The 26,168-nt window shown below is 73.0% G+C and carries 24 protein-coding genes and 2 rRNA genes; 19 read left to right on the forward strand and 7 right to left on the reverse strand.

The genetic code is table 11. The features are described from left to right. Nucleotide 1: 1 nt before the first annotated feature. Nucleotides 2-1,762, forward strand: coding sequence for a DUF6119 family protein (locus tag GA0070216_RS06925; protein ID WP_176738860.1), 1,761 nt, complete (start codon nt 2-4; stop codon nt 1,760-1,762). Between the two features lie 178 nt (nt 1,763-1,940). On the opposite strand, the gene GA0070216_RS06930 is transcribed toward GA0070216_RS06925, so the two are convergent. Both GA0070216_RS06930 and GA0070216_RS06935 read right to left on the reverse strand, forming a co-directional pair. Beyond that, entirely contained in the window at nt 1,941-2,273 is a 333-nt protein-coding gene (locus GA0070216_RS06930) for a hypothetical protein (protein WP_176738861.1), read from the reverse strand. Between the two features lie 10 nt (nt 2,274-2,283). Then, on the reverse strand, nt 2,284-2,937 hold the full coding sequence (locus tag GA0070216_RS06935; RefSeq protein WP_091240669.1) for a DJ-1/PfpI family protein: 654 nt from the start codon (nt 2,935-2,937) through the stop codon (nt 2,284-2,286). 120 nt (nt 2,938-3,057) lie between these two features. On the opposite strand from GA0070216_RS06935, the gene GA0070216_RS06940 reads away from it, so the two are divergent. Together GA0070216_RS06940 and GA0070216_RS06945 are read left to right on the forward strand one after the other, a co-directional pair. Beyond that, entirely contained in the window at nt 3,058-4,011 is a 954-nt protein-coding gene (locus tag GA0070216_RS06940) for a GlxA family transcriptional regulator (RefSeq protein ID WP_091240672.1), read from the forward strand. A 126-nt stretch (nt 4,012-4,137) separates the two neighbouring features. Next, the gene (locus GA0070216_RS06945; protein ID WP_091240675.1) at nt 4,138-4,545 is read left to right on the forward strand and encodes a nitroreductase family deazaflavin-dependent oxidoreductase; all 408 of its coding nucleotides are present in this window, start codon (nt 4,138-4,140) and stop codon (nt 4,543-4,545) included. Nucleotides 4,546-4,648: 103 nt separating this feature from the next. On the opposite strand, the gene GA0070216_RS06950 is transcribed toward GA0070216_RS06945, so the two are convergent. Next, nucleotides 4,649-5,539 carry a LysR family transcriptional regulator ArgP gene (locus GA0070216_RS06950; protein ID WP_091240678.1) on the reverse strand — a complete coding sequence of 297 codons (891 nt, stop codon included), beginning with the start codon at nt 5,537-5,539 and terminating at the stop codon, nt 4,649-4,651. Nucleotides 5,540-5,608: 69 nt separating this feature from the next. Here GA0070216_RS06950 and GA0070216_RS06955 point away from each other — a divergent pair, with 69 nt between their 5' ends. The 16 genes from GA0070216_RS06955 to GA0070216_RS07030 all read left to right on the forward strand — a co-directional run bounded on the left by GA0070216_RS06955 (nt 5,609) and on the right by GA0070216_RS07030 (nt 24,003). Next, nucleotides 5,609-6,202, forward strand: a complete 594-nt coding sequence (locus GA0070216_RS06955; protein WP_091240681.1) for a LysE/ArgO family amino acid transporter — start codon at nt 5,609-5,611, stop codon at nt 6,200-6,202. A gap of 288 nt (nt 6,203-6,490) precedes the next feature. Further along, nucleotides 6,491-7,864, forward strand: a complete 1,374-nt coding sequence (locus tag GA0070216_RS34975) for a M23 family metallopeptidase (RefSeq protein ID WP_091240684.1) — start codon at nt 6,491-6,493, stop codon at nt 7,862-7,864. 784 nt (nt 7,865-8,648) lie between these two features. After that, nucleotides 8,649-10,007: a DegT/DnrJ/EryC1/StrS family aminotransferase gene (locus GA0070216_RS06965; protein ID WP_091240687.1), complete on the forward strand. Its 1,359-nt coding sequence runs from the start codon at nt 8,649-8,651 to the stop codon at nt 10,005-10,007. Then, entirely contained in the window at nt 10,004-11,179 is a 1,176-nt protein-coding gene (locus GA0070216_RS06970; protein WP_091240690.1) for an MFS transporter, read from the forward strand. The genes GA0070216_RS06965 and GA0070216_RS06970 overlap by 4 nt, the downstream gene beginning before the upstream one ends. After that, nucleotides 11,176-12,135 carry a sulfotransferase gene (locus tag GA0070216_RS06975; protein WP_091240696.1) on the forward strand — a complete coding sequence of 320 codons (960 nt, stop codon included), beginning with the start codon at nt 11,176-11,178 and terminating at the stop codon, nt 12,133-12,135. Before GA0070216_RS06970 ends, GA0070216_RS06975 begins: the two co-directional genes overlap by 4 nt. Before the next feature lie 5 nt (nt 12,136-12,140). Further along, nucleotides 12,141-12,968, forward strand: coding sequence for an SDR family NAD(P)-dependent oxidoreductase (locus GA0070216_RS06980; RefSeq protein ID WP_091240700.1), 828 nt, complete (start codon nt 12,141-12,143; stop codon nt 12,966-12,968). A 76-nt stretch (nt 12,969-13,044) separates the two neighbouring features. Further along, nucleotides 13,045-13,884 carry a class I SAM-dependent methyltransferase gene (locus GA0070216_RS06985; RefSeq protein WP_091240705.1) on the forward strand — a complete coding sequence of 280 codons (840 nt, stop codon included), beginning with the start codon at nt 13,045-13,047 and terminating at the stop codon, nt 13,882-13,884. Between the two features lie 97 nt (nt 13,885-13,981). Further along, entirely contained in the window at nt 13,982-14,857 is an 876-nt protein-coding gene (locus GA0070216_RS06990; protein ID WP_091240708.1) for a family 3 encapsulin nanocompartment shell protein, read from the forward strand. A 10-nt stretch (nt 14,858-14,867) separates the two neighbouring features. Beyond that, complete coding sequence (locus tag GA0070216_RS06995) at nt 14,868-16,169, forward strand: NAD(P)/FAD-dependent oxidoreductase (RefSeq protein WP_091240710.1); 1,302 nt, start codon at nt 14,868-14,870, stop codon at nt 16,167-16,169. Further along, nucleotides 16,166-16,864, forward strand: a complete 699-nt coding sequence (locus tag GA0070216_RS07000; protein ID WP_091240713.1) for an aspartate/glutamate racemase family protein — start codon at nt 16,166-16,168, stop codon at nt 16,862-16,864. The genes GA0070216_RS06995 and GA0070216_RS07000 overlap by 4 nt, the downstream gene beginning before the upstream one ends. Nucleotides 16,865-17,188: 324 nt before the next feature. Further along, a complete protein-coding gene (lanKC, locus tag GA0070216_RS07005) occupies nt 17,189-19,786 on the forward strand; it encodes a class III lanthionine synthetase LanKC (RefSeq protein WP_091240717.1) in 2,598 nt (865 codons plus the stop codon). A 69-nt stretch (nt 19,787-19,855) separates the two neighbouring features. Beyond that, nucleotides 19,856-19,975: a SapB/AmfS family lanthipeptide gene (locus GA0070216_RS07010; RefSeq protein WP_088647629.1), complete on the forward strand. Its 120-nt coding sequence runs from the start codon at nt 19,856-19,858 to the stop codon at nt 19,973-19,975. Nucleotides 19,976-20,047: 72 nt separating this feature from the next. Then, on the forward strand, nt 20,048-20,167 hold the full coding sequence (locus GA0070216_RS07015; protein ID WP_067312693.1) for a SapB/AmfS family lanthipeptide: 120 nt from the start codon (nt 20,048-20,050) through the stop codon (nt 20,165-20,167). Nucleotides 20,168-20,241: 74 nt separating this feature from the next. Continuing rightward, nucleotides 20,242-20,361: a SapB/AmfS family lanthipeptide gene (locus GA0070216_RS07020; RefSeq protein ID WP_067312693.1), complete on the forward strand. Its 120-nt coding sequence runs from the start codon at nt 20,242-20,244 to the stop codon at nt 20,359-20,361. A gap of 70 nt (nt 20,362-20,431) precedes the next feature. Then, the gene (locus GA0070216_RS07025) at nt 20,432-22,099 is read left to right on the forward strand and encodes an ABC transporter ATP-binding protein (protein WP_091240722.1); all 1,668 of its coding nucleotides are present in this window, start codon (nt 20,432-20,434) and stop codon (nt 22,097-22,099) included. Next, complete coding sequence (locus GA0070216_RS07030) at nt 22,096-24,003, forward strand: ATP-binding cassette domain-containing protein (protein ID WP_218108143.1); 1,908 nt, start codon at nt 22,096-22,098, stop codon at nt 24,001-24,003. Before GA0070216_RS07025 ends, GA0070216_RS07030 begins: the two co-directional genes overlap by 4 nt. Nucleotides 24,004-24,079: 76 nt before the next feature. Here GA0070216_RS07030 and GA0070216_RS07035 read toward each other — a convergent pair whose 3' ends face one another. The 4 genes from GA0070216_RS07035 to GA0070216_RS07050 form a co-directional block, all read right to left on the reverse strand. Beyond that, on the reverse strand, nt 24,080-24,808 hold the full coding sequence (locus GA0070216_RS07035) for a response regulator transcription factor (protein WP_245722341.1): 729 nt from the start codon (nt 24,806-24,808) through the stop codon (nt 24,080-24,082). Between the two features lie 110 nt (nt 24,809-24,918). Beyond that, nucleotides 24,919-25,509 (reverse strand): response regulator transcription factor, encoded by a 591-nt coding sequence (locus tag GA0070216_RS07040; RefSeq protein ID WP_141723015.1) that lies wholly within the window; start codon nt 25,507-25,509, stop codon nt 24,919-24,921. Between the two features lie 346 nt (nt 25,510-25,855). After that, a 5S ribosomal RNA gene (gene rrf / locus GA0070216_RS07045) occupies nt 25,856-25,972 on the reverse strand. A gap of 96 nt (nt 25,973-26,068) precedes the next feature. Further along, nucleotides 26,069-26,168: ribosomal RNA gene (locus tag GA0070216_RS07050) — 23S ribosomal RNA — on the reverse strand; the annotation flags it as partial.

Genomic DNA, 26,168 nt, shown 5'->3' on the forward strand with positions numbered 1-26,168 from the left:
GATGCGTCACGCCCAGCACCACCGGACGACCGGCCCGACCCCCCGCCCCGGCGCCCGGGACGACTCCCGCCGACCCGGCAACACCCAGCCTCCCCTCTTCGCGCACCCGGTGCCCGCACCACCGCCGGGGACCTACCTGACGACCGTCTACCGACTCCGGGTCGACCCGACCGCCGCCGGCCTGACCCGGGCGCTCCACCGTCAGTACCTGGTGGACAGCGGCTTCCCGGTCAACACCCGGCAGGTCGCCGGAGCGCCCGCGCTGCTGGTGCACGGCACCGTGCCCCGCCCCCGCGCCGACTGGTGCGACGTCCTCACCGGACTCACCGGCCGCGAGGTCGACCTCGGCCACAGCAGCGGTGGCGGGTTGCTCCTGCTCGCCGTCGACGACCAGGCGTACGCCCTCACCTACGGCACGCTGGGCCGGCACATGATCGACCAGGGGGCGGTCGACCCCACGTTCGGGGTCTCCTTCGCCGTACGCGCACTGTTGCCCAGCGAGATCCGCCAGGTTCGGCGGCGGATGATCGGCACCAGCGGACGGGTGGACCGCAGCCTCGTCCCGGCCGGCCAGCCCATCCGCAAGTTCGGCATCGACAAGTGGGGCGAGATCGTCGGCCAGCTCTGCGGCCCGACCGACAACCCGAACCTGACCGTGTGCCGTCGCACCGGCCGGCCCACCCGGATCGAGGGCGGCGACGCACTACGCATCCACCTCGCCGTGCAGCCCGCCGCGCTGCTCGCCGACCTGCGGGAGATCGACCGGGTCTGCCGGCAGGAGTCGCCGCTGGCCGACCTGGCCTTCGTCACCCAGATCCGGCCGGTCTCCTCCCGGGACCCCCGGTTGCCCGCGCTCGCCGCCGAGTTGGACGCGCGGCTCGGCCAGCCCGACCCGGCGCACCTCGGGATGGCCGTCCCCGGCGATCTCGTCGCGGACATCGAGGACGTCCGGTCCTACCGGATCCAGGTCCCGAAGTCCGGCCGCCGGGCCACCCTCACCCCCGAGCTGGACCTGCCCGCCCTGCTGGCCCACACCCGTCGGGCGTCCGACGGTGACCGGTGGTCCGGGCTCCAGCGGGGACGGATCACCCTCTGCGCCGACGCGGGTGGCACCGAGGAACTGGTCTCGATGCCGGCCTCCCGCTGGATCACCGCCGAGGTGGCGGTCGGCACGAGCCACCTGCTGCTACACGAGGGCGGCTGGTACGAGATCGGCGACCGGCACCGCGAGTTCCTGCACCAGGAGATCGCCGGGATCCTGGCCCGCCCCTGCGGCACCGCCCTGCCGCCGTGGACGTCCGACCTACCCGACGAGGACGCCTACAACCGGGCCGCCGCCGACCGCGACCCCCGCCTGGTCCTGCTGGACAAGAAGCTGCTCCGCACGGCTCAGCACCGGCGCGGCATCGAGGCCTGCGACCTGCTCGGCCCGGATGGCGAGCTGATCCACGTCAAGCGCGCCTCCGGCAGTTCCCCGCTGAGCCACCTCTTCGCCCAGGGTGCCGCCTCGGTGGACGCCCTGCGTTACGAGGCGGACGCCCGGGAGCGGCTCGCCGAACTGGTCCGGCGGCAGCCCCACGGCCGGGAGATCGGTGCGGACTTCCGACCCCGCAAGGTGATCTACGCGATCGCCCTGGGCAGTGGCCGGGCCGTCACCGTCGGCACGCTGTTCACCTTCGCCCAGGTGGCGCTCTACCGGGCGGTGAAGGCGCTGCGTGCCGAGGACGTCGACGTCGAGGTCGTCGGCATCCCCGCCACCTGATCCACCTCCCACCTCAAGCCGATCTCACCCAGGAGGCGCGTGATGAGTTCCGACGGCTCTCCCCCCGCTCCGCCGGGTCTCCCCCCGAAGATCATCGGGCCTGGTCCCGGTCTCACCCCGCCGACCGCCGACCCGGGCGAGCTCGACCTACGCGACCGGTGCAGGCGGGGGTCCACACCTACCGGGCGGGTCTGGTGACCTGAGCGGGCGTGCGGCGGGTGCCGGTGACCGCGGTGCGGGGCAGTCGGCCCGCGCGGGAGTGACCGGCCAGGGTGTCGCCGTCCACCACCACGTCGAAGTCGAGGTGCAGGCGCATCGGCCGGGTCACCGACTGCCGCCAGGTCACCCGGTCTTCGACACAGGACAGTGCCGTCAGCGCCACGGTCTCCGACGCCGTCGACGCGGTGCCGGCGGGCACCCCGCCGGTGTCGTGGAAGACGTAGGTGGCGCGGAGCGTGCCGATGGGGGTCTTGAGGCTCACGTCCCAGGTGCCGATCACGGGATGTGCCACCGTTGCCTCCTCAGACCGTGACGGGTAGGTGGCCGGCGGCACGCCACACGGTGCCGCGTCGCTCGTACGCGAAGAGGATCTCCACGGCGTGCGCGACCCGGGGACCGAACTCCCGGTCCAGGAGGTGCAGCCCGAGGTCCAGGCCGGAGGTGACGCCGCCGGAAGTGACGAGGTCGCCGTCGTCGACGACCCGCGCCGGCACCGCGCGCACGCCGGTGGCGTCGAGCGCGTCCATGCCGAGGTGGTGGGTCACCGCGTGGCGACCCTCGATCAGGCCGGCCATGGCCAGGGCGAGCGACCCGCCGCAGACGGCCGCCACCGTCACGTCGGGGTTGTCGAGGGCGGCGCGCAGCGGTACGGCCGCCGAGTCGGCGAACCGGGCCAGCAGCACGGGAATCGTCGCCACGCCCTCGTCGGGGTCACCGGTGGTGGGTCCGCTGGCACCGGGCACCACGACGTAGCCGGGCCGGGCCGGGTCCAGCCGGGCGGTCGCGCGCAGCGTCAGGCCCCGGGTGCCGCCGACCACCTCCCGGGGGCCTTCGACCGAGACGAGTTCCACCGTCAGGGCACTCCCGGCGGCGTCGGCGCCGGCCGCCAGGACCTCGAAGGGCGCGATGACATCGAGCGGGTCGAACCCGTCGAACAACACGATCTGGATCAGCATGTCCACGATCCTCGGCCTCGCCGCAGCCGCCGGCCAGTGGCAGGATTGCCATGGCCCGACGGCTTCTTGCCACCCCGCACGTTGCCGGGTGCCCGCCGTCGATCCGAAGGAGGTGCCGCTGTGCACACCGTGCTGGTGCTGGCGCTCCCGGGCACGATCGCGTTCGACCTGGCCACCCCGATCGAGGTGCTGGGCCGGGTGCGGTTGCCGGGCGGTCGGGCCGGCTACCGGGTGCTGGTCTGCGGCAGCGAGCCGGTCGTCGACGCCGGCCCGCTGCGGCTGGCCGTCGACCGAGGCCTCGACGCGCTCGCCCACGCCGACACCGTCATCGTGCCCGGCCGGTACGACCCGGCCGCGCCGGTGCCCGGTGGGGTGCGGGACGCGCTGCGGGCCGCCGCAGCCGCCGGCACCCGGATCGCGTCGATCTGCGTCGGCGCGTTCACCCTGGCCGCCGCCGGGTTGCTCGACGGCCGGCGGGCCACCACGCACTGGGCCGCCGCCGAGCGGTTACAGGCGACGTTCCCGGCCGTCCGGGTCGACCCGGAGGTGCTGTACGTCGACACCGGCCAGTTCGTCACCTCCGCCGGGGCGACCGCGGGCGTGGACATGTGCCTGCACCTGGTACGCCGTGACCACGGCGCCGCGGTCGCCGCCGACGCGTCCCGGCAGGCCGTGGCCCCGCTGCACCGCGACGGCGGGCAGGCGCAGTTCATCGTGCGCCCCGGCGCGGACCCCGCCGGGGTGGGCCTCGGCCCGGTCCTGGAATGGTGGGAGTCGCACGCCGACAAGCGGCTGACCCTGGCCGACGTGGCGGCCCGGGCCGGGCTCAGCGTGCGTACGCTCAACCGCCGCTTCCACGAGGAGACCGGCCGTACCCCGATGCAGTGGGTCACCGCCGTGCGCATCCGCCGGGCGCAGGAACTGCTGGAACGCACCGACCACGGCGTCGACCGGATCGCCCACCTCGTCGGTTTCGCCTCACCGGCGCACTTCCGGGTCCAGTTCAAGCGGCTCAGTGGGGTGTCGCCGCAGGCGTACCGCAGGACTTTCGTCGCCGCGCCGGTGCCATCCTGAGCGGCCATTCCCCGCGAACGGCACAGGTCGCCGGGGTTCGTCGGCACCTGGTCCCGTCGCCGTGCCCGGTCGCGACCGCCGGCATAGTGTTGACCAAGGATCTGACGGGCGGTACGAGGAGTAGACGTGAGCGACTGGAACGAGAAGATCATCGCTGAGTTCCGTGCCCAGGGTGGGCAGGTCGGTGGACAGTTCGCCGGTGCCCCGCTGCTGCTGTTGCACACCGTCGGTGCCAGGAGCGGCCGACCCCGGGTGAACCCGATGATGTACCAGAAGCTGGACGGCGGTTATGCCGTGTTCGCCTCCAAGGCCGGCGCGCCCACCAGTCCCGACTGGTACCACAACCTGCTCGCCCATCCTCGGGTCCGGGCGGAGATCGGCACGGACACCGTCGAGCTGGTCGCCAGAGTCACCGCCGGGGACGAGCGGGAACGGATCTGGAGCGCCCAGAAGGCCGCGTACCCGGGCTTCGCCGACTACGAGCAGCAGACCACCCGCCAGATCCCGGTCGTGGTGCTGGAACCCGCGCCGTAGGCGCAGACTGTCGTACGCCGTCCTCGGTGAGGTCCGCGTCGGTGCGCAGTCGCTGAGAAACTGCCGTGCAGGTGCACCTCGAGCAGGCGGGGGGAGCTGGTCCTCATCGGACGAGGCGCAGTGCGGTGCTGGCGGCGGTCCGGACCGCCGCCGTCAGCGCCGCCAACGCCGTCGACTCCAGGCGCCAGTACTGCCAGTACAGCGGCACGTCGAGGTGCCGGCCGGCGGCCAGGTCGACGAGGCGACCGGCGGCGAGGTCGGGCCGGGCGACGGCCTCGGGGAGCAGGCCCCAGCCGAGGCCGAGCCGGATCGCCTGGGTGAAACCGGCGGTCCCCGGCACGAAGTGCGTCGGCGGGTCGATGTCGCGCCGGATGAGCGTACGGACGAAGCGGTGTTGCAGGGTGTCCTTGCGGTCGAAGCGGATCATCGGCGCGGTCGGGAACGCCGTCGCGGGCTCGCGGTCGGCGAACCACGCCGAGTGGGCGGCGGGTGCGGCGACGGCGAGGTACCGCAGCGCGCCGAGGCGCAGGACCCGGCAGCCCTGTACGGCGGTGCGTTCGGTGGTGACCGCCGCCATCACGGTGCCGTCGCGCAGCAGGTGTGCGGTGTGCCCCTCGTCGTCGGTGCGCAGGTCGACCAGCACGTCGGGCACGGCGGTCAGGGCCGGCAGGAACCAGCCGGCGAGGGAGTCGGCGTTGACCACGACGGCGACCCGGGTGTGGGTGTGGTCGCGCAGCGCGCCGCGTGCCGCGTCGAGGGCCTCCTGTTCCAGCAGCGCCAACTGCCCGCCGAGGCGTACCAGGGGTGCTCCGGCGGCCGTCGGCACGCACGGCCGGGTGCGGCGCACGAGCACCTGCCCGACGGCCTGCTCCAACGCCTTGATGCGCTGGCTGACCGCCGACGGGGTGACGCGCAGCACCCGCGCGGCGGCGTCGAAGCTGCCGTGGGTGACGACCGCCTGGAACGTCACCAGCTGGACCGGGTCGAGTGACATGAGCGATTCTAACGGCCGTGAAGAATCTTTAGCTGGAGTGCGGGAGTCGCCCGCCCTAGCCTGGCCGCCATGGGTTCCGTGCTCGCCGGTTTCGGCTTCTCCCTCGCGTTGATCGTCGCCATCGGGGCGCAGAACGCCTTCGTGCTGCGTCAGGGGCTACGCCGTGAGCACGTGCTCCCGGTGGTGGCGGTCTGTGTGGCCGCCGACGCCACGTTGATGACCGCCGGCATCGCGGGCCTCGGCGCGCTGCTGACCGGATCACCCGCCGTCCTGGCCGCCGTCCGGTGGGGCGGCGTCGCCTTCCTGCTCGGGTACGCGGTGCTGGCCGCCCGCCGCGCCCTGCGTCCCACCGCCCTGACCCCGCTGGACCGCCCCCCGGCCACGCTGCGCGCGACGCTGCTGGCCTGCCTCGCGTTCACGTTCCTCAACCCGCATGTCTATCTCGACACGGTGGTGTTGCTCGGCACGGTCGCCCATCAGGACCCGAACCGGTGGGCGTTCGGTGCCGGAGCGGCCACGGCGAGCCTGATCTGGTTCACCGGGTTGGGGCTCGGCGCCCGCCGGCTGGGGCCACTGCTCGCCCACCCGGCGGCCTGGCGGGTCATCGACGCCACGATCGCCGTGATCATGGTGGCCGTCGCCGCCTCGGTGGCCGTCGGCTGAGCCGCACGAATTGCCTGGCCTTCACCTACCTCGGGAACAACCTCACCGGCACGCTGTGCGCTCCCCCGGCGAAGGGGAGACCTGTATGTGCCGATGTTCGCGACGAAGGTGAGTTGGCTGCTGATCCGCGCCGATCGGAACCATGGACCGCGCGACACCCGGCCGGCGACACCGGACCACCGCGCGGGCCGGGGCAGCGGTGGTCGCGTGCGGGCCCCTCGGCGGGACGCGTGGACCGTAGGATCGACACCCTTCGACCAATGCTCCACTCAGGAGGGAATTCCGCCCATGACGGGTCCACTCGCCCGGGTCCTCGCCTCGGCCCGCCTGGCGCTCGCGACCGCCGGCGTCGCGGTGCTCGCGGTCGCGGGCGCCGCCGCTGTCGTGGCCACCCCGGCCCAGGCCGCCGGTCCCCGGCCGAACTTCCAGATGCCGGTGCCCTGTGGTGAGACCTGGCGGATGGCCACCTACTACGGCCACGACGACTACGACATCGACCTGACCTTCACCGGCGGCACCAGCAACGGCCGGCCGATTCTCGCCTCGTACGGCGGCACCGTCTCGTTCGCCGGCTGGGGAAGCGGCGGCGGCTGGCATGTGATCATCGAACACGGCGACGGGTGGCGGACGCTCTACCTGCACATGATCGAGACGCCGATGGTCGCCGCCGGACAGTGGGTGTCGACCGGCCAGCAACTCGGCCGGGTCGGCAGCACCGGCAACTCCACCGGCCCGCACCTGCACTTCGAGCAGGTACGCGACGGCGTCAAGACCGAGTCGTACTTCAACGGGGTGGCCTCCGGCATCACCTCTGACGGCAGCCCGTCCACCGGTCCCCTCTACATTTCCGGCCCCACCTCGCCGGCCCGGAACATGACCAGCCAGAACTGCGGGCAGCCCGCCAACCGCCAGGTGTACGAGTCCGGCAGCCACAGCGGCTGGCAGATGCTGCCCGTCAACAGCATCACCGGCTCGGCCACCGCGTCGATGGTCATCAACGGCAACAAGCTGCTCTACACGGTCAACGGCGGCCGGGTGTACGAGGCGTCCAGCGACACCGGGTGGCGCAACCTCTGGACCGGCATCTCCGGCGTCAGCAACAACGCCCTCGCCGTGATCAGCGTCGACGGGGTGAAGTACATCTACACCGTGGTCGGCGGCTGGGTGCACGAGGCGAGCAGCGCCAACGGCTGGCAGAACCTGAACACCGGCATCTCCGGGGTCAGCAACAACGCCCTCGCTGCCATCAACCACCACGGCGTGAAGATCATCTACACCGTGGTCGGTGGGACGGTGCACGAAGCGGCCAGCAACAACGGCTGGCGCAACCTCAACTCCGGCATCTCCGGGGTCAGCGCCAACGCCCTGGCCGTGATCAGCCTGAACGGCGCGAAGTACATCTACACGGTGATCGGCGGCTGGGTGCACGAGGCGAACAGCGCCAACGGCTGGCGCAACCTCAACTCGGGGATCTCCGGGGTCAGCCCCGACGCCCTGGCCGCGATCAGCTTCAACGGGGTGAAGATCATCTATACCGTGGTGGGTGGGACGGTGCACGAGGCCGCCAGCAACAACGGCTGGCGCAACCTCAACTCCAACGTCCGTGGCACCGCCGTCTCGGCGACGAGCATCAGCGGGGTGAAGGTCCTCTACACCATCTAACGACGGCCTCTGCACCACGGACGGCGACTCTCGCTCGGATCGTTGTGCACAAGGAGGCCCCCGGCCTCCTTGTCGACCAGGGCCGACTGCCGACCGGCCTCCTTGACAGCAGGGTCGGTCGGCACAACGACACGGAAGGCAGGGCCGGTGGCTGCGCTGAAGCTCAGGTCCCCCTCCTCGATCGCTTGCGCCACCACCAGGCAGGCATCGGCGGCGTACCTATCGGACGGGCAGGTCGGGCCGACGGCTGCGGGCCCAGGTTCGTCGGTGGCGTGCAACCGGATACGAGCAGCAGAGACACCGTGGCGAGGAGGCGAGTGCGGCGACGGTCCTGCGGTTGCCACCCCATCCCCCGGCCACCGTGCCGCCCGGTCGGACAACCGGGGGTACATCCCGGCGGCGGGTGGGGACGTCTGACGCACCGGACCTCCCGCACGGACGGTAGGAGGCCTGTCCACGGCCGGCCCCGCATACCGGCAGGCCGGGACGGTTCAGCCCCGGCGGATTGCCCGACATTCGTCATTCGTAATGGTCACTGTGCGCCACGATGGTCGTGGCCGACTGACCTCAACGGGTGTTAAGTCGGCGCTCGTTCTCGCCGGCACGGTTGACGGCCCGCATCACGACAGCAATCATGTTGTTCACTGGATTCCCGGCCCGCGCAAATGTCGGATCTGGTGGTTGTTCCGGCGTTTCGACGAGATTGCCGCGAGGTGGAAACCTCGTGCGCAATTCCCTATCGACCCAGTCGGGAAAGCCGCCGCAGGCAGTCAGGAGCACACCGGTGAACGGGAACGACGAAGATCCCGCGCCGACCCGGCCCCGGCCGGTTTCAAACGGCGCTGAGCTGCACGAACAGCTTGCCATCCACGGTGGCGCACCGATCCGCCGCACCCCCTGGCCCACCTATGACAAGGGTGCGGTGCACGTCTGCGCGGAGGACGAGGAAGCGGCGATGCGCGCTATCCGCAGCCATCTCTACTTCCGCTACGACCACCGCGACGAGTCGGAAACGGAGTGCGGGCAGTTCGAGGCCGAACTGTGCCGCTATTTCGGCACCCGGCACGCCCTCGCGGTTTCCAGTGGCACCGCCGCGCTCGCGCTGGCCATCATGGGAGCCGCCGTTCCGCCGGGCGCATTGGTGGCCTGTCCGGGATTCACCTTCGTCGCCACCCCGAGCGCCATTGTGCTCGCCGGCTGCCGGCCATTCCTGGTCGAGGTGGACGACGACCTGCGGATGGATCTCGACGACCTGCGCCGCCGATGGCGGCCGGAGATCAAGGCGATCCTGGTGGTGCACATGCGCGGCTTCGCCGCCGACGTGGCGGCGCTGGCCGCCTTCGCCGCCGAGATGGGCGTGCCACTGATCGAGGACGCGGTGCCCGCGCTCGGTGCCGAGCTTGGCGGTCGCAAACTCGGGACCTTCGGGGTGGCGGGGGCGTTCAGCACCCAGTCCGACAAGGCACTCAACTGCGGTGAGGGCGGCTTCCTGGTCACCGACGACACCACCCTGTTCGGTCGGGCGGTGGCACTGTCCGGGGCGTACGAGGGGCGGCTGCGCCGGCACTTCCCCGACACCGAGCCGCCGGTCGACGGGCTGAACCTGCCTCTGCTCAGCCTACGGATGGACGAGATCCGGGCCGCCCTGCTACGAGCCGAACTGACCCGGCTGCCGGAGCGGCTGACCCTGTTCCACCGCAACTACGCCCAGGTCAGCGGCGCGCTGGCCGACGTGGCGGAGATCGCGATCCGCACCCCGGTCGCGCCCGGGGCGTACCTCGGGGAGGCTTTCGTGTTCCGGGTGCCCGACGGTGACGCCGGCTGGTTCGCGCGGGCGTTGCGTGCCGAGGGCATCGATGCCCGCAACATCGGCGCGGACGACGACCTCAACGTGCGCGCGTTCTGGAACTGGCGGTTCATGTACGACGACACCGACCCGGCGCGGATCCGCGCCACCCTGCCGCGTACCGCCCGGCTACTCGCCGAGACGGTCGACGTGCCGCTGTCGTCGAGCCTGACCCCCGACGACTGCGACGAGTTGATCCGCGCGGTCCGCAAGGTGGCCGCCGCGTCGACCCCGGCAGCGTCCGGAACGGAGCCGACCGGGCCCACTCCCGTCGGGGCGGAGCCGGTGCGCGCATGACCACCGCACCCACCCGGGACGCCGCCGTCCCACGGCAGGCGATGGTGGGCATCTTCGGTGGTCTCTTCGCCGGCTACCTGGGGCTCACCGCCGTCATCCCGGTGCTCCCGGCCTTCCTGCGCGACCGGCACGACGCCGGGGACTTCACCGTCGGCCTGGTGGTCACCGTGACGGCGGTGACCGCGCTGCTGGTCCGCCCGGTCGCCGGTGCGTTGGCCGACCGGCACGGCCACCGCACGGTGATGCTGGCCGGAGCGCTGGTCGTCGCCGCCGGGGGCCTGCTCTACCTGCTGCCGTTGAGCGTGCCCGCGCTGGTCGCGGTGCGGCTGCTGCTCGGTGCCGGGGAGGCCGCCCTGTTCACCGCCGGTGCGGTGTGGACGGTCGCGCTCGCCCCGCACCACCGGCGCGGCCAGCTCATCGGCCTCTACGGGGTGAGCATGTGGGGCGGTATCTCCGCCGGCACGTTCCTCGGTGCGACGCTGCAACAGGTCTCCTTCACGGCGGTCTGGGTGCTCAGCGCCGCCGCGCCACTGATCGCCGCCGGGCTGATCGCCATGGTGCCGACGCCACCCCGCACCGCCCCGACCGGCGGCGGCGGTGGCTTGCTGTTGCGGCCGGCGCTGCTGCCCGGGATCGCCCTCACCTTCGGCGCCGCCGGTTACGCCGGGCTCGCCGCGTTCGTGGTGCTGCACCTCGACGCCCGCGATATCGGCCACGGGGTGGTGGTGCTGAGCTGCTTCAGCGCCGTCTACGCCGGCACCCGGCTGGTCATCGGTCACCTGCCCGACCGGCTCGGCCCGCGCCGGGTGGCAGCCTGGTGCGGGGTCGGCGAGGCGGTCGGGCTGGCCGTCATCGCCGTCGCCCCCAACCTGCCGGTCGCGGTCGTCGGCAGCGTGATCATGGGGGTCGGTTTCTCGCTGCTGCACCCGTCGCTGGCGCTGATGGTGATGAACCGGACCGACCCGGCGCGGCAGGGCGCGGCGATCGGCGCGTACACCTCGTTCTGGGATCTGGGGCTCGCGGTGTGGGGGCCGGTCACCGGCCTGGTCGCCGCCGGCTTCGGCTACCCGGCGGTCTTCACCGCCGGCGCGGCCTGCGCGCTGGTCGCGGCGGCGCTGGCGGTACGCATCGGCCGCCCGGTCACCACACCCACGGAGGTACGCGCCGGATGAGCGACCCGTTGACCGTCCTGTGCGTCACCGGCTGGTGCCGCAACGGCAGCACCATCATCGGTAACGTCCTCAACGAGGTGCCCGGTTTCTTCCACGTCGGTGAGCTGCACTTCCTGTGGAAGAACGCCACCGGTCGGGGGGTCAACGACCGGTGCGGCTGCGGCGAGGCACTGACCGGCTGCCCGATCTGGTCGACGGTGCTGCCGATCGGCCGACCCGACGACACCTCCCCGGACGCGCACGCCGAGACGGTGATCCGGCGGCAGTGGTCCCGGGTACGGACCCGGCACACCTGGCGGGTGCTGCGGGGTGGCCTGCACGACGACGAGACCCGCGCGCACGCCGACCTGATGGGCCGGGTCTACCACGGCATCGCCGCCCGGACCGGCGCACGGGTGATCGTGGACACCACGAAGATCCCCGGCGAGGCGGCGCTGCTGTCGTACCTGCCCGGCATCCGGCCGTACTACGTGCACCTGGTCCGCGACCCCCGGGCGGTGGCGCACTCGTGGCGGGAGCCGAAGCAGTACGTCTACGCGATGTCCGCCGCCCGCAGCACCGCCTACTGGCACGGCTTCAACCTGGCCTCCGCCGCGATCACCCGTCGGCACCCCGACAGGTCGATGTTCCTGCGCTACGAACAGTTCACCGCCGACCCGGCCGGCACCGTCGACGCGCTGCTGCGGCTCTGCGCCGCCGACCCGGCCGGCAACCCGGTGCACGGCCGCACGGTGCAGCTGCACACCAACCACACGGTCACCGGAAACCCGGACCGGTTCCGCACCGGGCCGACCCTCATCCGGGACTCCGACGACGGCTGGCGGCGCACCCTGTCATCCCGCCGTCGGTGGGCCGCCACCGCACTGGCCTGGCCGCTGTTCGGCCGCTACGGCTACCGGTCGACGGGTGACTCCGCTGCGGCGAAGGTCGGCAGCACACCGGACAACGGGAGGTAACAGGCGTGGATCTCGGGCTCAAGGGGCGGGTGGCCCTCGTCGCGGGGGGCACCAGCGGCATCGGGTTGGCCTGCGCGAAGGAGTTCGCCGCCGAGGGCGCCCAGGTGGCGATCTGCGGGCGCGACCCGCAGCGGCTGGCCGACGCCGAGCGGGAGGTGGCCCAGGTGGCTACCGGCCGGGTCAGCGCCACCAGTGTGGACCTCACCGACCCCGACGCGGCCCGCCGCTGGGTCGACGCGGTCGCCGCCGACCTGGGCGGGGTGCACGTGCTGGTGGCCGGCGGCGGCAGCCCACCGGTGGGCACCGCCACCGGGTTCGACGTCGAGGACTACCGGGCCGCCGTGGACCGGGTGCTGCTGCCGGCGGTGGCGCTGGCCACGGCCGCGCTGCCGCACCTGCGGGCCGCCGGGTGGGGGCGGCTGCTCTTCATCGCCTCCGAGACCGCCTGTGTGCCGATCGGGCCGCTGGTGCTGTCCGGGGTGACCCGGGCGGCGCTGGTCCGCTTCGCCCAGGGCCTCGCCGTCGATGTCGGCCGGGACGGCATCACCGTCAACGTGCTGGCCCCGGGCGGGGTGCGGACCCCGCCGATGGAACGCGCCGCGGCCCGGCTCGCCACCGACGGCGACGTGGAGGCCCGGCTGCGGGCGATGGGGCACCACAGCGCGCTGGGCCGGCTGGCCCGGCCGGACGAGGTGGCCGCGGTGGCCGCCTTCCTGGCCAGCGAGCGGGCCTCGTTCGTCACCGCCGGGGTGCACCTGATCGACGGGGGCGCTTCCGCGACCGGCCCGGAGCTGCCCCACCTGACCGGGGTCCGCAAGGACACCTACGCCTGACCCCCTCCCGCCTGACCACCGCCCGCCCGGCTCCGGCCGGCCCGACGCCCCGCCTCACGCACGAAGGAGTGCCCGCATGTCCACGACCAGCCAGTTCACCGAACGGGACGTCTCCGAATTCTTCGACCAGACCACCCAGACGTACCTGAGTTTCTGGGACAGCGAGGGGGTGCTGCACACCGGCTACTTCGCCGACGCCGACGACACCGACTACCCGGCGGCGGCCGACCGGACCTCCGACATCCTCGCCGCCGACGCCGGCATCGACACCTCCTCGACGGTGCTGGACGTCGGCTGCGGCTGCGGCAACTTCCTGCTGCGGCTGGCCGAGCGCACCGGGTGCCGGGGCGAGGGGCTGGACCTGAGCATCGAGCGGGTCCGGTTCGCCCAGGGCAAGCTCGCCGAGCGCGGCGACGGGTTGCCGATCGCCTTCCGCCACGGCTCGGCCACCGCCATGCCGTACGGCGACGGCAGCTTCAGCCACGTGGTCAGCCAGGACGCGCTGTTCCTGGTGCCGGACAAGCCGCGCAGCCACGCGGAGATGTTCCGGGTGCTGACCCCCGGCGGGACGCTGGCCGTCACCGACTTCCTGCAACCCGTCGCCGAGATCGGCGAGGCGGCCCGCCGGCACGTCTACGACCGGGTGCGGTGGAGCAGCGGCTACTCCCTCGACGGCTACCGGGAGGCGTTGACCGCGGCCGGGTTCGAGGTGACCGTCGCCCGCAGCCTGGACAGCCACATCCGGCAGACCTACCGGGTGCTCGGGGAGACCGCCCGGCAGCGGGCCGCCGCCAGCGACGACGAGGCGGCCCGGCAGTGGATCCTCGGTTTCGCCGCCTCCTGCGACGAGATCCAGGCCGCGATCGACCGGGGCGAGTTCGGCTGGGGCATGTTCGTCGCCCGCAAACCGGCCTGACCGGCCCGCCACGCCGCCTCGCGCGCCGGCCCGTGCGACTGGCCGCACCGGCCGCCGGCCGGCATCCGCGCACCAGCTGAGACCAGGAGGGCAAGTCATGCAGCGCACCGACACCGTCAAGCGGACGATCGCCGAGGTGGTCGCCGAACGCAAGACCCAGATGTCGCCCGGCGGGCTGTTCGTCGAGGCGTTCGCCAAGGAGGGTTTCGGCACCGCCGTCGACTACGACGTCACCATCACCGACTCGCTCACCAGTTCCCGGCGCAAGCCCCGCTACCCGTCGCGCAACGTGCTCAAGGTGGTCGACCTGTCCCGGGAGCCGCAGGAGTTCTACTGGCACGAGAGCCCGCCCCGCCCGGGTGACCCCGCCGTGGACGGCGCGGACCTGCGTCGGGAGGCCGCCAACCACTTCCACCGCTCCCCCATCCCGGAGCTGCTGACCACCCGGGCGTGGGTGCAGGTGCCCGACGAACTGTGGGCCGACCCGGTCGGCTTCGCCCAGTTCATCGACTACCGCCTGGTGGTGCGGCTGGCCACCGCCGAAAACCACACCATCCTGCGCGGCGAGGGCGGGCTGCTGAACATGCCGCAGCTCGGCCGGCTCACCGACCCCGCGCCGTTCGCCTCGAGCATCCTGGCCGCCTGCAACGAGGTCGAGCAGATGGGCAGCACCGCCGACGGGCTGATCATCAACCCGGCGGACTACTACCGGCTGCTCGGCGAGGGCCACCTGATGCGCGACGTGGAGGAGAACGGCGTCTTCATCGTCCGGACCCGGCTGGTGGACCCGGGCACCGCGATCGTCGGCGACTTCGGCCACGGCGCGGTGCTGTTCGACGCCGGCCGGTCGACCATCCGGTTCGCCGAGCCGCCGCCGGGGACCTTCGCCGAGCCGGGTCGGGCGCTGTGCGCCGAGATCTGGGAACGGGTCGTGGTCAACCTGCCCACCTGCTTCTTCGTCGTCACCCTGTAGCGGGGTCGACGTGGCGACGACGCCCACGCCGGATGCCGTACCGGGGCGGTCCGATCCCGACGTCCTGGTCGTCGGCGCGGGCGTGGCCGGGCTGTTCTGCGCCTGGTTCCTGCGCCGGGCCGGGCTGAGCGTGACCGTGGTGGACCGGGGCGAGGTCGGCGACCCGGCCGCCTGCTCGTCGGGGAACACCGGCTTCGTCGGCACCCAAGGCGCCGCGCCGCTGGCCGAGCCCGGCGTGCCGGCGAAGGGGCTGCGCTGGCTGCTCCACCCGGAGAGCCCGTTCCACGTCCGGCCCCGGCTCGACCGGGAGCTACTCACCTGGCTGTGGCACTTCCGCCGGCACTGCACCGAGCGGCAGGCCCGCGCCGGCTTCGAGGTGCTGCTCGACCTCAAGCAGCGCAGCCTGGCCATCCTGCGGGAGGTCTGCGCGCACGACGAGCTGGCCGGCACCCTCACCGCGCGCGGCATGCTCCTGGCCTGCAAGACCCCCGAGGGGTACGCGCAGGCGCGCGCGACGGTGCCGGCGGCGGTGACCCGGGGGGTGCCGCTGCGGACCCTGGACCCGGCGGAGCTGGCCCGGCTCCAGCCGGGGGTCGAGTTCGCCGTCGCGGGGGCGCTGCTCAACGAGGAGGGTGCCGCCCTGCACATCCCGGCGTTCCTGGTCGCCTTCGCCCGGTTGCTGCGCGCCAGCGGGGTGGAGATCCTCACCGACACCGAGGTACGGGGTTTCGAGACCGTCGACCGGCTGGTCCGCACCGTCCGGACCAGCCGGGGTGACCTGCGCGCCGGGGAGGTGGTGCTCGCCGCCGGGGTGTGGTCGGTGGCCTGCGCCCGGCAGTTGGGTGTCGGCCTGCTGCTGCAACCCGCCAAGGGGTACGCGGTGACCGTCGACTCCGGACCGGCCACCCCGACGCTGCCGGTCCTGCTCAGCGAGGGAAAGGTGGCGGTCATGCCGTTGGGAGACCGGGTCCGTCTCGCCGGGACACTGGAGCTGACCGGCCTGGACACCACCGTGTCCCCGCGCCGGGTCGAGGGGATCCGGCGCACCGTGCGGTCGTACCTGCCGGCGATGGACTCCGGTGGTCGGGTGCGGGTGTGGAGCGGGCTGCGGCCGTGCACCCCGGACAGTCTGCCGCTGATCGGCCGGCTGGGGTCGTACCGCAACGTCAGCGTCGCCACCGGGCACGGGCACATCGGGATGGGACTCGCCCCGGCCGGCGGCCGGCTGCTCGCCCAACTCGTCACCGGTACGCCACCGGACGTGCCGGTGGCGACGTTCGCGGTGGACCGGCACCGCCGGAGGGCCCGGTGAGCGCGCCGGCGATCGGGGTGCTCTGCCTCCAGACCAGCTTCGACAAGATCCCCGGCCACATCCGCAACCCGGTGACCTTCGACTTCCCGGTGGTGTACCGGGTCGTCGAGGGGGCCACCCCGCAGCGGCTGGTCCGCGAGGCGGACCCGACCCTGCTGACGCCGTTCATCACGGCCGCCCGGGAGCTGCAGGGTGCCGGGGTCGCCGCGATCACCGGGGCGTGCGGTTTCCTGGTGCTGTTCCAGGCGGAGCTGGCCGCCGCCGTGGACGTGCCGCTGCACTCGTCGAGCCTGCTCCAGTTGCCGATGGTGCACCGGATGCTCGGTCCGGGCCGCACGGTCGGCGTGCTGACCGCCGACGCGGCGGCGCTGACGCCCCGGCACCTGGCCGCGGTCGGCGCGCAGGACGTGCCGATCCGGGTGGCCGGGATGGCCGACGCCCCGGAGTTCCGGGAGGTGATGCTGGAGGGTCGACGCGACGCCCTCGACGTCGACCGGTTGGCCGCCGAGGTGCTGGACCGGGCGGACGCCCTGGCCGGTCCGGGCCTGGGCGCGGTGGTCATCGAGTGCACCGACCTGGTGCCGTTCGCGCACCTGATCCAGGCCCGGCTCGGGGTGCCGGTCTACGACATCGTCACCCTCACCACCATGGTGCACGCCGGCCTGGCCCGTCACCCGTACGCCGACCGCCGGTAACCGCGCCCCCGTCCCGCCGGTCGGCAGGGTCCGCTTCGGACCCTGCCGACCGGCGGTTCTCTGCGTGTGCCGCCAGGTCCCGCCCGCAGTTCCGATCGCACTGCTCCGCACGGATTCCCACGCCCCGCTCGTCGCCGCGCGCCCGGGGCGGTGTTCGCCGGCGGTGATCCGCAGGTGATGCGGTATTCACGATTTCAAACTCCGCCATTGTCACGAGTTTCCGGTCGGAATCTCACCGTCGGTCGATGACGCATCGCACTGTGCTCAACAGCCCGCCGATCGCAGGATTGACGTCAACCGATCAGGGGATGGGAGGCAGCCGAGATGGACGACAGATACGACTCGTACTGCGCGGTCGACCCGCTCTTCTACGACTCGTTGTCCAGCGCGAGCGCCACCGCCACCGGCATCGGCTACGCCGCGGACCGCCCGCAGCCGGCGGGCTGGGAGTCCGAGGTCAAAGACGACTGGCTGATCCACGCGCCGGTCGGCGGCACCCTGCCCGCCCAGGGTTGGAAGATCCACGTCTCGGCCCGGCTGGACAACGCCGAGCGGGTGCTGACCCAGGTGATGGAGTACTGCCAGCCGCGCGGCATCCCCTTCAAGCACCTGCGCGGCCCCCGGATGCTGCTGATGCGCAACAGCAAGTACGCCCGCCGGGGCGGCAGCGGCAAGTTCGTCACCGTCTACCCGCGTGACGACGCCGAGCTGGAGCTGACCGCCAAGGAATTGGCGGCGCTGCTCGACGGTGAGCAGGGGCCCTACATCCTGAGCGACCTGCGCTACGGCGACGGCCCGGTCTACCTGCGCTACGGCGGTTTCGCCGCCCGCTACTGCCTCTCCGCCGAGGGTCAGGTCGTGCCGGCCATCGCCGACGCCACCGGCACCCTGGTGCCCGACCGCCGCGACCCGGTGTTCCACCTGCCCGACTGGGTCACCCTGCCCGACTTCCTCGCCCCGCACCTGGCCGCCCGCAACGCCGCCAGCACCACCGAGCTGCCCTACCGGATCGAGAAGGTCATCCACTTCTCCAACGGTGGCGGCCTGTACGAGGCCCGGGACACCCGTACCGACGCCCGGGTGGTGTTGAAGGAGGCCCGCCCGCACGCCGGTCTCGACGCCACCGGGGCGGACGCGGTGACCCGGCTGCGGCGGGAGGCCAGCGTGCTGCGCCAACTCGCCGACGTCCCGCACCTGGTCCGGGTGCACGACGAGTTCAGCTTCGGCGGGCACGAGTTCCTGGCCCTGGAGTTCGTCGAGGGCAGCCCGCTCAACCAGCAGGTGGTGCAGCGCTACCCGCTGGTGCACCCGGACGCCGACCGGGCCGACTACACCCGCTGGGCGCTGGACGTGCACCGGCAGGTCGCCGAGGCGGTCGACGCCATCCACGCGCACGGCATCGTCTACGGCGACCTGCACATGTTCAACATCATGGTCGGCGACGACGGCGCGGTAACCCTGATCGACTTCGAGGTCGCCGCGCCGGCCGCCGACGCGAGCCGCCCGGCGCTGCGCAACCAGGCGTTCGCCGCACCCCGCGACCGGGTCGGCCCCGACGTCGACCGCTACGCCCTGGCCTGCCTGCGGCTGGCCCTGTTCCTGCCGCTGACCGCGATGCTGCGACTGGCCCCGGCGAAGGCGGCGCACCTGGCCGACGTGGTGGCCGCGCACTTCCCGGTCGACCGGGCACTGCTCGACGAGACCGTCGCGGTGATCGTCGGCGACCCACCGACCGCCCCCGCGCCCGTCACCCCGGCGGCGACGACTTCGGCCGGGACGGGGCTGGACCCGGACGTGGTACGGGTCGACCCGGACGACTGGCCCGGTCTGCGTGACCGGCTGGCCCGGGCGATCACCGCCAGCGCCACACCGCAGCGCGACGACCGGCTCTTCCCCGGCGACATCCGGCAGTTCAGCGGCAGCGACGGCGGGTTGAACCTCGCCCACGGCGCGGCCGGGGTGCTCTGGGCGTTGCACGCCAGCGGTGCCCCCGTCGACCCCCGCCACGTCCGGTGGCTGATCGACCGGGTCCGGGAACCGGCCTCCGGCAGCCGACTCGGCTTCTTCGACGGGCTGCACGGGGTGGCGTACGTGCTGGACCTGCTCGGGCACCGCGACGAGGCCCGCCGGCTACTCGACCGCTGTCTCGACGAACCGTGGACGGAGCTCGGCAACGACCTGGTCGGTGGCCTGCCCGGCATCGCGCTGAACCTGCACCACTTCGCCGCGCGGACCGGCGAGTCCCGCTACGCCACCGCCGCCCGGCGCGCCGTCGACCTGGTCGTCGACCGGCTCGGCGACGTCGACTCGGTGGCCGAGATCAGCGGTGGCAGGTACCCGTACGCGGGACTGATGCGCGGCGGGTCCGGGGTGGCGCTGATGTTGCTGGGCCAGCACGAGCGGGAGCCCGACGAACGCCTGCTCGACCACGCCGCCACCGCACTGCGGCAGGACCTGCGCCGGTGCGTCCGCCGCGACGACGGACACCTGGAGGTCAACGAGGGCTGGCGGACCATGCCGTACCTCGCCGAGGGCAGCGTCGGGGTGGGACTGGTGCTCGACCGGTACCTGCGCCACCGGGCCGACGACACCCTGTCCGCGCAGGCCGAGGCGATCCGCCGCTGCGCCGACTTCCCGTTCTACGCCCAGTCCGGTCTGTTCGCCGGCCGTGCCGGCATCGTGGCCTACCTGGCCGGCCGGGGCGAGTACGAGGTGGCCCACACCCAGGCCCGGCTGCTGGGCTGGCACGCCCTGCCGTACGCCGACGGCACCGCCTTCCCCGGCGACCAGTTGCTGCGGCTCTCCATGGACCTGGCCACCGGCACCGCAGGGGTGCTGGCCGCCGTGGCGGCCAGCCGACCCACCGACCCGGTCCGGTTGCCGCTGCTCGGCCCGACCGGCGACACCACCCCGGCCGGCTGACGGCCCACCCGCTCCCCGGGGGTCACCCCGGGGCCCACCGACCCGACGACTGTGGAAAGGAGGAATGACATGGCCCTGCTCGACCTTCAGGGGATGGAGCTGCCGGCCGCCGAGCGTACCGGCGGCGGCAGCCGGGCGAGTTTGCTGCTCTGCGGCGACAGCTCGCTGAGCGTCACCACCTGCAACTGAGCCCACGGTCGTCGACCCGACGGCCAGCCTCAACCACCAGGCACATCCACATCGACAGAAAGAGGTAAGACCATGGCTCTGCTCGACCTCCAGGCGATGGAACTGCCGGCCACCGAGCGCACCGGCGGCGGCAGCCAGGCCAGCCTCCTGCTCTGCGGCGACAGCTCGCTGAGCGTCACCACCTGCAACTGAGCCCACGGTCGTCGGCCCGACGACCAGGTTCAACCACCAGGCACATCATCCATACGACAGAAAGAGGTAAGACCATGGCTCTGCTCGACCTCCAGGCGATGGAACTGCCGGCCACCGAGCGCACCGGCGGCGGCAGCCAGGCCAGCCTCCTGCTCTGCGGCGACAGCTCGCTGAGCGTCACCACCTGCAACTGATCGACCGGTATCGCATGGCCCCGGACCGGCACCTGCCGGTCCGGGGCCGCGCGGCGTGGGAGGGGGCGTGATGACACCGGACGACCGGCTCCTGCTGCGTGCCGTGCGCGCGGCCGGCTGGTGGACCCCGACGCTGGCCGTGGTCACCGTGGCCGGGACCGCAGCCGAACTGGCTCTGCCGGCCGTGCTGGGCCGGGCTGTCGACGCCGCCGTCGGCACCGCGCCGCAGGCGTCCCCCGGCCGCTGGCTGGCCGCCGTCGCCGGCCTGATCGCCCTGCTGGTCGTCGTCGGCGTCATCCGGGACTACGGCACCGGCGCGGCCACCGCCCGGTCGGTGGCCCACCTGCGGCACACCCTGGTCCGGCACCTGTTCGCCCTCGACCCGCAGACCGCCGCCCGCCGCCCGGTGGGTGACCTGGCCGGCCGGGTGGTGGGGCAGGTCGCCGACGCCGGACAGGCCGCACCCACCGTCGTCACGGCCGCCACCGTGGCGTTGCCGCCGGTGGGCAGCCTGGTGGCGCTCACCCTGATCGACCCGTGGCTCGGCGGCACCTTCGTGCTGGGGCTGCTGCTGCTCGCCCTGCTGCTGCGCGGCTTCGTCGCCGACGCCTCCGCCGCCGTCGCCGGCTACCAGCAGGCCCAGGGCGACCTCGCCGGCCGGCTGGTGGAGACGCTGGCCGGGGCGCGCACCATCGCCGCCGCCGGGACCGGCGAGCGGGAGGTCGACCGGGTGCTGACCCCCCTCGCCGCGCTGCACCGGCACGGCGCGCGGACCTGGACGGTGCTGGCCGGGGCGGCGACCCGGGGCGCGGTGCTCAACCCGCTGCTCCAGGTCGCGATCGTCGCTGTCGGTGGGCTGTCGCTGACCGCCGGCCGGTTGACGCCCGGGGAGCTGCTGGCCGCCATCCAGTACGCCGCACTCGGTGCCGGCCTCGGCACCGTGGTCGCCGCCCTCAACACCGCGGTCCGGGTACGCGCCGGTTGCCGCCGGGCCGCCGACGTGCTCGCCGAACCCGCCCGACGGTACGGCGTCCGATCCCTGCCGCCCGGACCTGGAACCCTGGAACTGCACGGGGTGACCGTGCGCGACGGCGACGGTCGGCCCCTGCTCGACCGGGTCGACCTGCGGGTGCCCGGTGGCACGCTGCTGGCCGTCGTGGGCGCCTCCGGCGCGGGTAAGTCCCTGCTCGCCGCCGTCGCCGGCCGGCTGCGCGACCCGGACGACGGCGAGGTGCTGCTGGACGGCGTGCCGCTGCCGGAGCTGACCCCGGCCGCCCTGCACGCCGCGGTGGGTTACGGGTTCGCGCGGCCGGTGCTGGTCGGCGAGACGGTGGGCGCCGCCGTCGGGGTCGGCGCGGACCCGGTGCCGCTGGCCAGGGCCGCCGCCATCCACGACTTCGTCGAACGGCTGCCCGACCGGTACGGCACCCCGTTGGCCGAGGTCGCCATGTCCGGCGGTGAACGGCAGCGGCTCGGGTTGGCCCGCGCGTTGCGGGCCGGACGGCTGCTCATCCTCGACGACGCCACGTCCAGCCTGGACACCGCCACCGAATACCAGGTGACCCAGGCGCTGACCGGGCCCGGTGACCGGCGTACCCGGGTGGTGGTCAGCCACCGGCTCGGCATGGCCGCCCGCGCGGACCTGGTGGCGTGGGTGGCGGGCGGTCGGGTCCGGGCGGTCGGCCCGCACCGGACACTGTGGGCCGACCCCGACTACCGGGAGGTGTTCCGGTCATGAGCACCGTCGTCGGGGTGACCCGGGCCGCATTGCGGGCCCGGCGCGCGCAGCTGTGGCGGTTGGCGGGCTGGTCGGCGGCGGAGGTGCTCCCGGCTGCCCTGTCCGGGCTGCTGACCGCACGCGCCGTCGACAGCGGCTTCCTGGCCGGCCGACCGGGCGTCGGGCTGGCCTGGCTGGCCCTGCTCGGGTTCGCGGTGCTGGTCGGCGCGGCCGGCACCAACCGGTCGTACGCGCTGCTCGGTGCCGTGGTCGAACCGTTCCGCGACGACCTGCTCCGGCGGGTGGTGCGCGGCGCGGTGGCCGGCGCGGCCGGCGGCCGGGCCGACGACGCGGCGGTGGCCCGGCTCACCCACCAGGTGGAGCTGGTCCGGGACACCTACGCCGGGCTGCTGATGGTGGTCCGCGGATTCCTGTTCGCGCTCGGTGCCGCCGTGCTCGGCCTGTTCTCGCTGGCCGCCCCGGTGGCCCTGGTGGTGGCGGTGCCGGTGCTGGCCGGCCTCGCCCTGTTCGCCGTGGCGCTGCCGGTGATGGTGGCCCGGCAACGGGAGTACGTGCGCGTCGACGAGCAGCTGGGCCGGGCCGTGGTGACCGCGGTGACCGGCCATCGCGACGTCGCCGCCAGCGGCGCACGGGACCAGGTGACCGGCTGGGTCGGCGGGTCCGTCGACGCGCAGGCCCGGGTGGAACGCCGGCTGGCCACCATGGCGGCGACCCGCGGCCTGAGCCTGGCGCTGGGCGGCTGGCTGCCGGTGCCGGTGCTGCTGTTGGCCACACCGTGGCTGGTCCGCCAGGGTCTCGGGGCGGGCGCCGTGCTCGGCGCATTGGTCTACGTGACGCGCGGGGTGCAGCCGGCACTGCACAGCCTGGTACAGGGGGTGGCGGCCGGTGGCCTCCGGTTCGCCGTCACCCTGGACCGGCTGCTGCGCACCGCCGCCCCGGCGGGCACCGCCCCGGCGGGCACCGCCCCGGCGGGCACCGCCCCGCTCCCCGCCGCCCCGGCCGGGTCGTCCCGCCCCGGTCCGGAGCGGGCTGCGGCGGCGCTGTCGCTGCGCGCGGTCACCTTCCGGTACGGCCCACACGCCGACCCGGTGCTCGACGACCTCGACCTCGAGGTGCCCGTCGGGGACCATCTGGTGATCGTCGGGGCCAGTGGGATCGGCAAGTCGACCCTCGCCGGGCTGATCGCCGGGGTGCTGCATCCCCAGTCCGGCGCGGTCCACGTCGGTGGGTTACCGGTGACCGGCGCCACGCCGAAGGAGCTGGCCGACCGGCGGGTGCTCATCCCCCAGGAGGCGTACGTCTTCACCGGCACGCTCCGCGACAACCTCGGCTATCTGGCACCCGGCCTGCCGGACCAGGCGGTGGACCGGGCGGCGGCCCGGCTGGGCCTGACCGGGCTGCTGGCCCGGCTCGGTGGCCACGATGCGCTGCTGCGCCCGGGGGACCTGTCCGCAGGCGAACGCCAGCAGCTGGCGCTGCTGCGGGCCTGGCTCTCCCCCGCCCCACTGACCATTCTCGACGAGGCCACCTGCCACCTGGACCCGGCAACCGAGGCCCGGCTGGAGAAGGCATTCGCCGCCCGGTCGGGAACCCTGGTGGTGATCGCGCACCGGGTCAGTTCGGCGTTGCGGGCCCGGCGGGTCCTGCTGCTCGACGGGCGCACCGCGCTGCTGGACACCCACGAAGGGCTACTCACCCGCTCGGCGGCCTATCGCGCCCTGGTCGGCTACGGCGAGACGGAGCGGGAACCGTCGGTAGTCGCCCGCTGCTGGACGACGCCGGACGTGGCACCGGAGGCGGTGGCCCCGACCGGAACGGTGGCGAGGGCCCGGAGTGGGTCGGCGGCGGTGGCCCGGACCGGTGCCGACGGCCGGGCCGGGAGCGGGGCAGGGCCTAGTCCTTAGGCCGGCACCGGGAGGTTGCGGAAGGTGGAGCCGGGGACCGACCGAGGTCGGGCCCGACCGGGCCGGACCGGGCCGGTCACAGCCAGCCCGACTCGCGGGCGATCCGCACCGCTTCCCAGCGGGTCCGGGCCCCGGTCTTCGCCATGATCCGCGACAGGTGGTTGCGCACCGTCCCGGCGGACAGCACCAGTCGATCGGCGATCTCCTGGACCGGATGTCCCTCGGCGACCACGTCGAGCACCTCCCGCTCCCGATTGGTCAACGGGCTGTGCGCGACCTCCAGGGCGGCGACCACCAGATCCGGGTCCAGGACGACCCGTCCCCCGGCGAGCTGACGCACCCCGTCGACAATTCGACCGGGCGGGACGTCGCGGCTGAGGAAGCCGATCCGGTGACCGTGCTCGGCGAGCACGGGGCCGAGTCGTCCCGCCCGTCGCTGTTCGACCAGGACCAGCAGGGAGCCGACGAGGGTGGCCGGCGGGGCGACCAGCTGTCGGGGGTGCGGACCGCCGGCGACGTCCGTGGCCACCGGATCAGCACCTGTCACCGAGGAGTACGGATCACCGGCGGGGTCGGCGGTGAAATCGGCGGCGGGGTCGGCGGTTGCCAGGTGGATCAGTTCCGCCACGGGCAGCATGCCGAACTCGATCACGGCCACGTCGGGGCGCTCGGCCCGGACTGCCGCCCGTAGGTGGTGCGGACTGTCCACCTCACCGACGATCTCGATGTCGTGCTCGGCCGAGAGCAGCTGGGCGAGGGCGCCCCGGAGCAGCCCACCCTGGAGAGCGAGCAGTGTGCGAACCATAAGCCACTCCCGAGATCAAACCCGTGTTGACGAGATGTGTGCAACCAATGACGCACGGTTGGGAATCTTATTGAATTCGTAACTGGACCGACACCCCTTCTCACGGGTAGTCAGATCCAGCCGGCGTCCTGGGCCCGCAGGACGGCTTCCCAACGGTTGCGGGCCCCGGTCTTGCGCAGCACCACGGACAGGTGATTGCGGACGGTGCCGGGTGCCAGGTGCAGGTACGCCGCGATCTCCTTGGTCGACAGCCCGCGGGCTGCAGCGGCGGTCACCTCGCGTTCCCGCCCGTTCAACGGATTGACGGCGGCGTCGAGCGCGGCCAGCGCTGTCACCGGGTCGATCATCCGCTGCCCCTCGGCGACCAGCCGCAGTTGATCCAGCAGTTCCTGAGGGGGGACGTCCTTCGCAATGATGCCGCGCACCCGCGCGCCGAGCGCCCGCCGCAGCACCCGCGCGGTCCGCCGGGAGGTCAACACCACCACCGCGCACTCCGGGAGCCGGGCGTGCCACCGTCCGGTAAGGACAGCCGGGTCCTCGATCGCGTCCAGGTCGACCAGCACCACGTGCGGACGCCGGGTGACGACCCGATCCGTCAGCTGGTGGTCGGGCTCGCTCTCCCCCACCAACTCGAACCCGGGCGCAGCGGCCAACACCGCTGCAAGCGCGGTGCGCAACAGGCCCGGAGGACCCACCACCACGACCCGGATCGTCGACAATTCGGCTTCTGCTGGCCGGCCCGGATCCGACAACGACTGTTTCCGGTTGGTCAGTTCGTCCACCCTTTGTATTTTCCCGAGGGGACGACAGAATAGTCATGAATGTCGGAAGGACGACGCAATTAGGGTCCGCGAAAAATGGGGCGATCTGCATTCGGAGAAACACCGTAGGCCCGTCCCTGTGCGGGCGGGCCTGGTGGGATGGTGATCACCGTGCAGGTGGGGCTGGAATGCGGTTGAGGGCGGAGGGCAGTTCAGGTCGGAGGTCGGTGGGGGTGGGAATGCAGTTGAGGCCGACCCCGTCAGGGGTCGGCCTCAACTAAAGGTTGTCCGGCGGTGTCCTACTCTCCCACACCCTCCCGAGTGCAGTACCATCGGCGCTGGAGGGCTTAGCTTCCGGGTTCGGAATGTGACCGGGCGTTTCCCCTCCGCCATGACCGCCGTAACACTATGAACATATCAAACAACACACACACCCACACAAGTGTATGGGGGGTTGTTCGGTTCGTTCAGAGTTGCACAGTGGACGCGTAGCAGCTTTGTAGTCAAGTCCTCGGCCTATTAGTACCGGTCAACTGAACCCGTTACCGGGCTTACATTTCCGGCCTATCAACCCAGTCGTCTAGCTGGGGGCCTTACCC

The sequence above is a fragment of the Micromonospora matsumotoense genome (assembly GCF_900091525.1).
Taxonomy (GTDB): domain Bacteria; phylum Actinomycetota; class Actinomycetes; order Mycobacteriales; family Micromonosporaceae; genus Micromonospora; species Micromonospora matsumotoensis.